9 protein-coding genes are annotated in these 12,527 nt (G+C 53.8%); 4 read left to right on the top strand and 5 right to left on the bottom strand.

The window, feature by feature from the left end:
- Positions 1–21 precede the first annotated feature (21 nt).
- The 3 genes from ABYA77_RS08170 (at position 22) to radA (ending at position 3,976) form a co-directional block, all read left to right on the top strand.
- The gene (locus ABYA77_RS08170) at positions 22–435 is read left to right on the top strand and encodes a DUF3830 family protein (protein ID WP_372965463.1); all 414 of its coding nucleotides are present in this window, start codon (positions 22–24) and stop codon (positions 433–435) included.
- A gap of 473 nt (positions 436–908) precedes the next feature.
- The gene (gene ettA / locus ABYA77_RS08165; RefSeq protein ID WP_372965462.1) at positions 909–2,597 is read left to right on the top strand and encodes an energy-dependent translational throttle protein EttA; all 1,689 of its coding nucleotides are present in this window, start codon (positions 909–911) and stop codon (positions 2,595–2,597) included.
- Complete coding sequence (radA, locus tag ABYA77_RS08160; protein WP_372965461.1) at positions 2,597–3,976, top strand: DNA repair protein RadA; 1,380 nt, start codon at positions 2,597–2,599, stop codon at positions 3,974–3,976. Before ettA ends, radA begins: the two co-directional genes overlap by 1 nt.
- Before the next feature lie 48 nt (positions 3,977–4,024).
- On the opposite strand, the gene ABYA77_RS08155 is transcribed toward radA, so the two are convergent.
- The 5 genes from ABYA77_RS08155 to ABYA77_RS08135 all read right to left on the bottom strand — a co-directional run bounded on the left by ABYA77_RS08155 (position 4,025) and on the right by ABYA77_RS08135 (position 12,162).
- Positions 4,025–4,393: a PilZ domain-containing protein gene (locus tag ABYA77_RS08155; protein ID WP_372965460.1), complete on the bottom strand. Its 369-nt coding sequence runs from the start codon at positions 4,391–4,393 to the stop codon at positions 4,025–4,027.
- Between the two features lie 183 nt (positions 4,394–4,576).
- Positions 4,577–5,644 (bottom strand): uroporphyrinogen decarboxylase, encoded by a 1,068-nt coding sequence (hemE, locus tag ABYA77_RS08150; protein ID WP_372965459.1) that lies wholly within the window; start codon positions 5,642–5,644, stop codon positions 4,577–4,579.
- 125 nt (positions 5,645–5,769) lie between these two features.
- Positions 5,770–7,188, bottom strand: coding sequence for an FAD-dependent oxidoreductase (locus tag ABYA77_RS08145; RefSeq protein ID WP_372965458.1), 1,419 nt, complete (start codon positions 7,186–7,188; stop codon positions 5,770–5,772).
- 74 nt (positions 7,189–7,262) lie between these two features.
- On the bottom strand, positions 7,263–11,711 hold the full coding sequence (gltB, locus tag ABYA77_RS08140; protein ID WP_372965457.1) for a glutamate synthase large subunit: 4,449 nt from the start codon (positions 11,709–11,711) through the stop codon (positions 7,263–7,265).
- 184 nt (positions 11,712–11,895) lie between these two features.
- On the bottom strand, positions 11,896–12,162 hold the full coding sequence (locus tag ABYA77_RS08135; RefSeq protein WP_372965456.1) for an SPOR domain-containing protein: 267 nt from the start codon (positions 12,160–12,162) through the stop codon (positions 11,896–11,898).
- A 26-nt stretch (positions 12,163–12,188) separates the two neighbouring features.
- Between ABYA77_RS08135 and ABYA77_RS08130 the strand changes: the two genes are divergently transcribed.
- On the top strand, positions 12,189–12,527 hold a 339-nt coding region (locus tag ABYA77_RS08130; protein ID WP_372965455.1), incomplete at its 3' end, for a hypothetical protein.

Here is a 12,527-nt window from a genome sequence, read left to right as displayed (position 1 = left end):
TTAAACGGAGATTTTCTCACCATGACTCAGATCGCCATCATCGTCGGCCAGTTTCGCTTTGTTGCGGAAACGAACCCCGACGCACCTGAAACCGTCGCAGCCTTCCTCCAACTACTCCCCTACCGACAAAAGCTGATTCACGTGAGATGGAGCGGCGAAGGGTGCTGGATTCCGCTGGGCGAATTCAAGCTTGGCGTGGGATTCGAAAACCATACCTGCCACCCCTCTGTGGGAGACATCTTGTTCTATCCGGGCGGCTTTAGCGAGACCGAGATCATTATGGCTTATGGCAGTTGTAGCTTTGCCAGCAAAATGGGCCCCTTGGCTGGTAACCATTTCCTGACGATTGTCGAAGGCAAAGAACAGTTGCGTGCCCTTGGCCACAAGGTGCTGTGGGAAGGCGCACAGGACATAATCTTTGAGGCTCTCGATTGATGGAGGTCTCAACAAAATTCTCCTGCTCCACTCTCAATTCGGGGATGAGGAATCCCCCACACAGGAAGAAAAGCTCTTCCTGTGCACCATTCTCAAGCGGTTCAACTCACTAGTCATGAGTTGGACCTTGCCAACTGGCTTGTATACAGTTGAAGAAGCCAGGTCGTCCCCGCATACTTCTTGGCCAGGGTTTCCTCGTGAGCCTCTGCATCTGAAATAAACCGGGAGATTTCTCTATCTGTCTACTTTGGAGCGTAGACAAGGGTGAATCCTTGCACAAGCAGCTTACTTCGCGCAGCATTCACCATTTATCCGAGAACTTAATAACCCACATTACTAACCCCCTGATACTTAACTTTTTAAACATAGCAAGGAACGGGGGTTCCGGGAAAAACTGAACGTATAATTTTGCTGCTTTGAGTGCTCTTCACCCTCAAAGCCGTATGGTAACTGACTTAAAGGCCAAAAATATCATGTCAAAAGGTGACAAAACGGGTAAAACCGGTTCTTACGTATACACCATGAACCGCGTGGGCAAGGTGGTTCCGCCCAAGCGGGAGATTCTTAAAGACATTTCTCTCAGTTTTTTCCCTGGCGCCAAGATCGGCGTGCTGGGTCTGAACGGCTCGGGTAAATCCACCCTGCTCCGCATCATGGCAGGCGTAGATCAGGACTACATCGGCGAAGCCCGCCCCCAGCCGGGTATCCATGTGGGCTACCTCCCTCAGGAACCAGAACTGGACGAAGAGAAAACCGTCAAAGAGATCGTGGATGAATCTGTTGCCCACGTACATAACGCCCTGGCTGAACTCGATCAGGTATATGCCGCCTACGCGGAACCGGATGCCGACTTCGACGCCCTCGCAAAAAAACAGGGTGAGCTGGAAGCTATTATTCAGGCAACCGACGGCCACGACATCGAACGCAAGATGGAAGTCGCCGCAGATGCTCTGCGCCTGCCCGCCTGGGACCAGAAAGTGAAAGTCCTGTCTGGTGGTGAACGTCGCCGTGTAGCCCTTTGCCGCCTTCTGCTATCCGGGCCCGACATGCTGCTACTGGATGAGCCAACCAACCACCTGGACGCGGAATCTGTAGCTTGGCTGGAACGTTTTCTCCATGACTACGACGGCACTGTCGTTGCCATTACCCACGACCGGTACTTCCTGGACAACGTAGCCGGCTGGATTCTGGAGCTTGACCGTGGTCACGGTATTCCGTTCGAAGGCAATTACAGCCAGTGGCTTGAGAACAAAGAAAAACGCCTGGAGATGGAATCCAAACAAGAAGCCGCTCATCAGAAAGCCGTCAAGCAGGAACTAGAGTGGGTACGTTCCAACGCCAAGGGCCGCCAGTCCAAAAGTAAAGCCCGATTGGCGCGTTTCGAAGAAATGAGCTCTCAAGAGTTCCAGAAGCGTAACGAAACCAATGAGCTTTACATTCCACCCGGACCTCGTCTGGGAGACAAGGTGATTGACGTAGAAGGCATCAGCAAAGCCTTTGGTGATCGCCTACTCTACGAAAACGTCTCGTTTAACGTTCCCCCCGGAGCGATTGTAGGCATCATTGGCGGTAACGGTGCAGGCAAATCCACCCTGTTCAAGATGATTGCCGGCATGGACAAACCCAATTCCGGAACCATCACCGTAGGCGACACCGTTGAATTGGCTTACGTTGACCAGATGCGAGATCTGGACGGCACAAAAACCGTCTGGGAAGAGCTTTCCGACGGCAACGACATCATCAAAGTCGGCAACTACGAAACCTCATCCCGTGCCTACGTTGGCCGCTTTAACTTCAAAGGCACAGACCAGCAAAAACGGGTTGGTGACTTGTCCGGCGGTGAGCGTAACCGCCTGCACCTGGCCAAACTACTGAAGCAAGGCGGCAACGTGCTACTGCTTGACGAACCAACAAACGATCTTGACGTAGAAACTCTGCGCGCACTGGAAGAAGCTTTACTGAACTTCCCCGGCTCCGCTCTGGTTATCTCGCATGACCGCTGGTTCCTGGACCGCGTCGCCAGCCACATTCTGGCATTCGAGGATGATGGCGAGGTCGTATACTTTGAAGGCAACTTCACCGAATACGATGCCGACTTCAAGAAGCGTAAAGGGGAGTCTGCGATGCAGCCGAAACGTATGAAATACAAGAAGCTGGCGTAATGGCGAAAGCAAAAACCGCTTTCGTCTGCACCGAGTGTGGCGCTGATTATGGCAAATGGCAGGGCCAGTGCACGGCCTGCCAGGCCTGGAATACCATCAGCGAAGTTCGCGGCGTGTCCGGCAATAGCACCAAAGGAGTTCGAGGCATCCGCTTTGAGGGCTACGCCGGCAGCTTATCGGAAGTCAAAAGCCTGGACGAAGTCAGCCTTCAGGAACAATCCCGTATCAGCACCGGCATGCAAGAATTCGACCGCGTGCTGGGTGGCGGCCTGATTGAAGGCTCTGCGGTTTTGATGGGCGGCCATCCCGGCGCAGGCAAAAGCACCTTGCTGCTCCAGGCCGTATGCCAACTGGCGGCCCAACACCCTGCCCTGTATGTAACCGGTGAAGAATCCCTTCAACAGGTTGCTATGCGCGCCAAGCGCCTTGGCTTGCCCACCAAAGACCTGAAAATGCTCTCGGAAACCAGCGTGGAACGCATCATGCAGGTAGCCGAAGCCGAAAAACCACGCATTCTTGTGGTGGACAGTATTCAAGTGATGCATGTTGCCGATATCGAATCGGCGCCGGGCTCAGTTTCTCAGGTTCGGGAAAGCGCCGCTTACCTGACCCGCTTTGCCAAACAGACCGGCACCATTCTGTTTCTGGTTGGCCACGTTACAAAAGACGGCAGCCTGGCAGGCCCCAAAGTACTCGAGCATATGATTGACTGCTCGATACTACTTGAAGGCTCCAGTGACAGCCGCTATCGCACTCTGAGAGGCATCAAGAACCGCTTTGGGGCAGTGAATGAGCTGGGCGTTTTCGCCATGCTGGAACAAGGCCTGAAGGAGGTAAAAAATCCAAGCGCCATCTTCCTGAACCGGGGCGAGGAAGCGGCTCCCGGCAGCGTGGTTATGGTGGTATGGGAAGGCACCCGGCCAATGCTTGTAGAGATTCAGGCCCTGGTCGACATGGCTCAAGGCAGCTACCCAAGACGGGTTGCGGTTGGACTGGACCAAAATCGTTTAGCGATGCTGCTCGCAGTATTGCACCGCCATGGCGGAATGCACGTTGCCGATCAGGATGTGTTTGTGAACGTGGTTGGCGGGGTGAAGGTTGCCGAAACCAGTGCTGACCTGGCGTTGTTGGCAGCGGTTGTTTCGTCCTTCCGGAACCGTGCTCTGCCCCAGGATTTAGTGATCTTTGGTGAAGTCGGTTTGTCCGGAGAAATCCGGCCAGTGCCCAGCGGACAGGAGCGGATTTACGAAGCGGCCAAACACGGATTTACGCGCGCCCTCGTACCTAAAGGCAACGCGCCCCGCAAGCCGGTTGATGGTATGAAGGTCATACCGGTGACCAAGCTATCGGATGCACTTTCTGCCCTGGAAGAATTTTAGCCTGACTCCCCAGCCTGCAGCCTGGGGAGTCAGGCTGACTTTGCGGGATCACTCAATCAAATGCGCAAGGTCTCTCTCTAAAAGGCCCGGATCTCCCAGATTCAACTCCACCAATCGCCTTAGATGCATCACACTCTCAATATCGATGTACTGGCACTTAAAGCCCAGACAATCGCCCTCAACGTGCATCAACTCGACCGCCATAACAATAGCAGCCTCATGACCGTTCAGGTGAACAACGAGCTCACAAGGCTCACTCAGCGGAACGTCCCACCGTTCTGGTCGCTCCACAAGAGCACCCTTAAGGGATATATCCAGAAGCTCCGCTGGCCACACCTGATCCTGCCAATGCAGCTCACAGGGAGCGTCGAAGCGAATACGATGAAAGCGGCGGTTTTCGGGGTTTTGGGTAGCCAAAGTGCGTCTCCGAATCTAAACAGATCTGCTATGACTATAGACTGGACACAAGGGTGAATCCATCACATTGAATGGAGAGAGGCCAAATTGCTTATGAGCGGAAAAGCTGCTCGACAAGAAGCAAACTGCCGCCCCGCCAGCACCATACTCACAAGCTGGCGGACGACAATCTCCGAATCTCAATTACTGCTGATGATACTTGGGACTCAGTTCAACAACCGCTTCAATAAATGCGCCTGCATGCTCCGGATCCACTTCCGGCGTAATACCGTGGCCAAGGTTAAAAATATGTCCACTTCCGTAACCATAGCGAGCCAGAATGTCTGCGACTTCTTCACGAATCCGTTTCTTCGGCGCATACAACATTGACGGGTCCATATTGCCTTGCAAAGCAACCTTGTCTCCAACCCGTGCACGAGCCTTACCAATATCTGTTGTCCAATCGATGCCTACCGCATCACAACCAGAGTCGGCAATCGACTCCAGCCACTGGCCACCGTTCTTGGTGAACAGAATCACCGGAACCCGGCGACCTTCGTTTTCACGAATCAGCCCGGCCACAATCTTCTTCATATAGCGCAGGGAAAATTCTTCATAGGCCCAGCCACTTAGCACGCCACCCCAGGTATCGAAAATCTGTACCGCCTGGGCGCCGGCGTTGATCTGACCATTCAGGTAGTCAATCACTGAATCAGCCAGGTGATCCAGCAAACGGTGCATAATTTCAGGCTGACCATAGGCTAGTTTCTTGGTTTCACGGAAATCCTTGGATGACCCACCCTCAACCATATAGGTAGCAAGCGTCCAGGGACTGCCTGAGAAGCCAATCAGCGGAACTCGACCATTCAGTTCGCGACGAATGGTAGATACCGCGTTCATCACGTAATCCAGATCAGACTCTGCATTCATTTTCGGCAAGGCATCAACGTCTGCTTCAGTACGAATCACTTTGCGGAACTTGGGGCCTTCACCGGTTTCAAAATACAGCCCAAGGCCCAGAGCATCAGGAATGGTCAGAATGTCCGAAAACAGAATTGCAGCATCCAGCGGGTAACGCTCCAGCGGCTGCAAGGTCACCTCACAGGCCAGCGGGGTATTCTTGCACAGGCTGAGGAAATCACCGGCCTGGGCCCGGGTAGCACGATATTCCGGCAGGTAACGGCCCGCCTGGCGCATCATCCACACCGGGGTGCGGTCTACAGGCTGGCGCATCAGGGCGCGCAGGAAGCGATCGTTCTTCAGCTCAGTCATAATTCCAGTCTTCTCGTCGGTAAATGGTCAGAGACAATGGGAAGCAATGATACCCCGTTTGCAGCAATAAAAAAGGGCAGCTTTCCATTAGAGAGCTGCCCTTCTGACATCGATCAAGCTATTAATCAGACATCCAGATAATCCAGGATACCCTCAGCTGCCTGGCGACCTTCCCAGATTGCAGTAACAACGAGGTCTGACCCCCGAACCATATCTCCGCCAGCAAAGATCTTCGGATTACTGGTCTGGAAGGAAAACTCTGCCTTCTCCGGCGCAGTTACCCGGCCAGAATCATCGGTATTCACTCCAAACTCCTCAAACCAGGGCGCAGGGCTCGGCCGGAAACCGAAAGCAACCAGAACCGCATCAGCCGGAATCACTTCCTCACTACCAGGAACCACTTCCGGACGACGGCGACCGTTTTCATCCGGCGCTCCCAGTTCGGTCGTCACAACTTTTACGCCTTCAACCTTGCCATTACCAACAATCTCAACCGGCTGACGATTAAACAGGAACTTCACACCTTCTTCTTTAGCGTTAGACACCTCACGGCGAGAGCCCGGCATGTTGGCCTCATCCCGACGATAGGCACAGGTCACGCTTTCCGCCTGCTGGCGAATGGATGTACGGTTGCAATCCATAGCCGTGTCTCCACCGCCCAGAATCACCACGCGCTTGCCTTTCATGTCAATGAAGTCTGCAGGCTTTTTCTCAAAGCCGAGGCGACGATTTACGTTCGAAATCAGGTATGGCAACGCATCGTATACACCCGGCAAGTCCTCACCGGGGAAACCGCCCTTCATGTAGGTGTAGGTGCCCATTCCCATGAACACGGCATCGAATTCAGCCAGAATGCTCTTAAGCGAAACATCCTTGCCCACCTCGGTGCTCAAACGGAACTCTACACCCATTTCCTCGAACACCTTTCGGCGGCGAGACATCACAGACTTTTCCAGCTTGAACTCCGGAATACCAAAGGTCAGCAAGCCTCCGATCTCCGGATAAATATCAAAAACCACGGGTTTTACGCCGTTACGCACCAGCACATCGGCGCACCCCAGCCCCGCGGGGCCAGCACCAATGACAGCGACCTTCTTGTCAGTCCACTTCACTTTCGACATATCAGGCTTCCAGCCCAGCGCAAATGCCGTATCAGTGATGTACTTTTCGACAGACCCGATAGTGACCGCGCCAAACCCGTCATTCAGGGTACAGGCACCTTCGCATAGCCGGTCTTGAGGACACACTCGCCCACACACCTCTGGCAAAGAGTTGGTTTGATGACACAGCTCAACAGCCTTCATGATATTGCCTTCCGATACCAGCTTCAGCCAGTTCGGAATGTAGTTGTGCACAGGACACTTCCACTCGCAATAAGGATTACCGCATGCCAGGCATCGATGAGACTGGGAAGCCGCATGGGTTTCAGTGAACGGGTGATAGATCTCCCCGAACTCTTTTTTACGCTTTCTGGCCGGGACCTTTTTCGGATCAACCCGTCCTACTTCAACAAACTGAAAGTCATTATGGAGACGTTCTTTCATAGCATTACTCTCATACGCTCGATTTCGACGAGGGCTGTGCCCCAGGCACAACCCACAAACTGGCTTCCCGGTGCTTACTCCGGGCGGGCACGGGTACTGGCCAACAGGCTGCGCAGGTTTGCAGCCTTTGGTTTAACCAGCCAGAACCGGCCAATGTAATCGTCGAAATCCTCAAGAAGGTGCTCCGCCCAGGCACTTCCCGTTTCTGAAATATGCTCCCGAATCACACCACGGAGGTGGTTCCGGTAGGCTTCCATCTCTTCACGCGCGATACGCTGGATCTCAACCAACTCGTGGTTGTACTTGTCTACAAACGTGTTATCCAGGTCCAGCACGTAGGCAAAACCACCGGTCATGCCTGCGCCGAAGTTATAGCCCGTGGCACCCAAGACCGTCACCAGGCCACCCGTCATATATTCGCAGCAATGATCGCCTGCACCCTCAACAACAGCATGGGCGCCAGAGTTACGAACAGCAAACCGCTCGCCAGCTGTACCGGCCGCAAACAACTTGCCGCCAGTAGCGCCATAGAGGCAGGTATTGCCAACAATTGAGGTTTCCTGTGTATTGAAGTCACTACCACGGGGTGGCTTAACGACCAATTTCCCGCCAGTCATGCCTTTGCCCACGTAATCGTTCGCGTCACCTTCCAGAATCATGTTCAGGCCACCCACGTTCCATACGCCGAAGCTCTGGCCGACAGTGCCGGTTAAATCCAGCGTGATGGGCGCATCGGACATACCCTGATTGCCATGGCGGGCAGCAATCTCACCCGACAGGCGGGCACCAATAGAACGGTCACAATTCGTAACTTTATAACTCCATGCGCCGCCGGTCTTTTCGGCAATCGCAGCGGCGGCGTCTTTCACCATACGCTCGGCCAATTTGCCTTCGTCGAACGGCTGATTACGCTCTACCTGACAGGTGTGAGGCTTGTCTTCGGCGATATGGTCGTTCTGTAACAAACGGGTCAGATCGAGTTTCTGCTGGCGACCGGTATCACCCGGTAAGCGCTCAAGCAGATCCACCCGCCCCACCAACTCTTCCAGCGAGCGAACACCGAGTTTCGCCATCCATTCACGGGTTTCTTCCGCAACAAAGCGGAAAAAGTTCATGACCATTTCAACAGTTCCTTTGAAATGCTCTTCCCGAAGGTAATCATTCTGAGTCGCCACGCCAGTGGCACAATTGTTCAAATGACAGATTCGCAGGTATTTACAACCCAACGCGACCATCGGTGTGGTACCGAAACCAAAACTTTCCGCACCCAGAATGGCGGCCTTCACAACGTCCAGACCGGTTTTAATACCACCGTCCGTTTGCAGACGAATTTTGCCTCGCAGGTCATTGGCGCGCAGAGCTTGCTGAGTTTCAGTCAAACCAAGCTCCCACGGAGACCCGGCGTACCGGATGGAAGTCAGCGGGCTGGCTGCGGTACCGCCGTCATAACCCGAGACCGTAATCAAGTCGGCATAAGCCTTGGCAACACCGGCAGCAATAGTGCCAACGCCGGGCTCGGAAACCAGTTTCACAGAAACCAGGGCTTCGGGGTTCACCTGCTTCAGATCGAAAATCAGCTGAGCCAGGTCTTCAATGGAGTAGATGTCGTGGTGCGGTGGTGGTGAAATCAGAGTTACACCGGGCACCGAATAACGCAATCGGGCAATCAGATCATTTACCTTGCCGCCCGGTAGCTGGCCACCTTCACCAGGTTTGGCACCTTGGGCAACCTTGATTTGCATAACATCGGCGCTACGCAGGTATTCAGCCGTCACACCAAACCGGCCTGACGCAACCTGCTTGATCTTCGATCGCTTATTGGTGCCGTAACGTGAAGGGTCTTCACCGCCTTCACCGGAGTTGGAGCGACCACCCAAGGTGTTCATGGCAACAGCCAGCGCCTCGTGGGCCTCCGGCGATAGCGCGCCCAAAGACATGGCAGCCGAATCAAAGCGAGGAAAAATCGCCTCCACAGGCTCAACTTCGGAGAGATCAATCGTTTTGATGTCCTTTTTGAACACCAACAAATCCCGCAAGGTCGCAACCGGGCGCTCGTTGACCAGGCTCGCATATTCCTTGTAATAGCCGTAGTCGCCACTGCTCACAGCATCTTGCAGCTTGCACACAACATCCGGGTTAAATGCGTGATACTCCTGGCCATGAATGTACTTGAGCAAACCGCCGGGAGACAGCGGTTTACGGGGTTTCCAGGCCAGCGCAGCCAACATTTCCTGGTCTTGCTGGAAATCGGTGAAATCTGCACCTTGAATACGGTTCGGCACGCCTTTGAAACACAAATCAACAACGTTGTCCGCCAGCCCAATCGCTTCAAACAGCTGGGCGCCACGATAAGATGCAATGGTTGAGATGCCCATCTTTGACAGGATCTTCAACAAGCCCTTATTGATACCCTTCCGATAGTTGTTTTTGGCTTCGATCGGATCCATCAACAGCTCGCCTGTGCGGATCAAATCATTCATCACCTGATAGGCCAGATACGGATAGACCGCAGTGGCACCAAACCCAAACAACACGGCGAACTGATGAGGATCACGAACCCAACCGGTTTCCACGATGATGTTCGTATCGCAGCGCAAGCCATTGGTACACAAATGATGATGCACGGCCGCCGTGGCCATCACCGCATTCACCGGAAGCGAGCCTTCCGTCAGGTCTTTATCACTGAGAATCAACAGTACCTTGTTATCACGAACCGCAGCAGCCGCCTCTTCACACACTCGGATAATTGCCTGCTCCAGCCCCTCTTCCGGCTGATAACTTAAGGCAATTCGAGCCACTTCAAATCCCGGCCTCGTATTGTTGGCCAGCTTGAGGTATTTGGCCGGGGATAAAACCGGCGTCGTCAGAATAACCCGGTCAGCGTGTTCCGGGGTTTCCTCAAAGACATTCTTCTCGGCACCCAGACAGGTTTCGAGAGACATAACGATCGTTTCTCTCAGTGGATCAATCGGCGGATTGGTCACCTGCGCGAACTTCTGACGGAAGTAGTCAGCCACATGACGCACCTTACTCGACAGCACAGCCATCGGAGTATCGTCGCCCATGGATCCCACAGCTTCCTGAGCGCCTTCAGCCAAAGGCCGAAGCACCTGATCCCGCTCTTCGAACGAGATATTAAACATTTTCTGATGCACCAGAAGCTCGTCTGGCTCCATCAGCTTGAACTCAGGAGCCTCCTGATTCAGCGTTGTCTCGACTCGCAGTGCATTTTCTTTCAACCAACGCTTATAAGGCTGAGCCGCTTTCAGGCGCTCGTCGATATCGCGTGTGTGCAGCACTTCTGCAGTATCAGTATCGATAGCCAGCATCTGCCCAGGCCCAACCCGGCCCTTGGCCACAACATCTTCCGGCAAATAGTTATAGGTGCCTACCTCAGAAGCCAGAGTGATGAAGTCATCTTTCGTGATCACCCAACGAGCCGGACGCAGGCCGTTTCTATCGAGCATGCAAAGTGCATAACGGCCATCAGACATAACCAGGCCCGCAGGGCCATCCCAAGGCTCCATGTGCATGGAGTTGTACTCGTAGAAAGCGCGCAGATCGGAGTCCATGGTGTCGACATTCTGCCAGGCAGGCGGAATCATCATCCGAACCGCCCGGAACAGGTCTACGCCACCCGCCAGGAGCACCTCCAGCATATTATCCATACTGGAGGAATCTGAGCCGGTCAGGTTAACCAGAGGTTGCAGGGTTTTCAGATCAGGCAAGTCCGGAGAGCTGAATTTGCCAGCACGGGCAATTGCCCAGTTTCGGTTGCCGTCTACGGTATTAATTTCACCGTTGTGGGCAAGAAAACGAAAAGGCTGAGCCAGCGGCCACTTAGGCATAGTGTTGGTTGAGAAGCGCTGGTGAAATACACAGATGGCCGTCTGTAGATCCGGATCGCCCAGATCCTTATAAAAGTTGGCCAAATCAGCCGGCATCATCAGGCCTTTATAGGCCAGAGTACGATGAGACAAACTACAGATATAGAATTCCGAATCCTCCGCCATATCGCGCTCGGCGTGGCGGCGACCAAGAAAGAGACTGATGGCGAATTCTTTTTCTGTCTGCGTCGTAGCTTCAACAAATACCTGCTCAATCCGCGGCATGCAATCCTTCGCCATGGGGCCGAGACAACTGTCGTCTACAGGCACTTCGCGCCAGCCCATAACGTCAAGCCCCTGCTCGGTCAATCGATGCTCAATCGCCGCTCGCCCGGCCGCTGCCTGGCTTTCTTCCGGAGCTAAAAAAACCTGGCCAACTGCAAATAAGTCGCCAGGTTTTCTTCCGAACGCTGCTTCTGCAGCTTTGACCAAGAAGGCCTTTGGACTCTGTAAAAGCAGACCACAACCGTCGCCGGTTTTACCGTCAGCTGCAATGCCGCCCCGGTGGGTCATACGGGTGAGTGATTCGATAGCTGTTTTCAACAGCTTATGGCTGACCTCGCCTTTCATGTGGGCTATCAGGCCAAAACCGCAGTTGTCCCTGAATTCATCGGGATGATATAAGCCTGTCGTCATAAGCGTTCTCTCACGTAAAAAACTTTCCCGCCAACGCGATTCGCACCACAATAGTGCGAAAAATGCGCTAACGCTTTAAAAAAGGGGGAAAGCATTATACGGACGAAAAACGCTTACACAAGACATTTTTCAACTTTTCAAGATAATGGCCCAACACTCGCACCAAGACGGTGCGTTTTGCCAATTAAAAACTCTCGTATGAACGAATCCAGGGCTGACGGATCCCCAGCACGCCCGGAAGTGATGCAGACGCCGCCGCGGCATCTTCACGGGTATCGAAAACGCCATAAACCAACATGAACCACGGCTCGCCCTGGCGCTCTCCAAGCGTATAGCTCAAACGCGCGTCTTCGGGAGAACGGTTGATCACATTAATAACGGTTTGCTCTAACTTGCCGGCCACCAACTGAAGCGTCCAGCCTTTTCTTTGCTGCAAACGATCCAGCGCCACAAACCGTTCCGGCATTACCGGTATAAATGATGGTTCTGGCACCTGCTCAGACTCAGACTCAGACTCTGGCTCTGACTCTGACTCTGACTCTGACTCTGGCTCTGGCTCTGGCTCTGGCTCTGGCTCTGGCTCTGGCTCTGGCTCTGGCTCTGGCTCTGGCTCTGGTTCTGGTTCTGGTTCTGGTTCTGGTTCTGGTTCTGGTTCTGGTTCTGGTTCTGGTTCTGGTTCTGGTTCTGGTTCTGGTTCTGGTTCTGGTTCTGGTTCTTTCACAATGTCATCAGGAACAAGCGAAGATTCCAGCTTCCCGGATTCTTCCACCACCGGCTCAGGGTCAATTCTTTCCGGCAACACAGGATCAGCAGCAG

Origin of the sequence: Marinobacter sp. (assembly GCF_041595835.1) — a bacterium.
In the GTDB taxonomy this organism is placed as follows: Bacteria; Pseudomonadota; Gammaproteobacteria; order Pseudomonadales; family Oleiphilaceae; genus Marinobacter.
The sequence above is the reverse complement of the archived record's forward strand: the minus strand, read 5'-3'. Positions and strand labels throughout refer to the sequence as shown.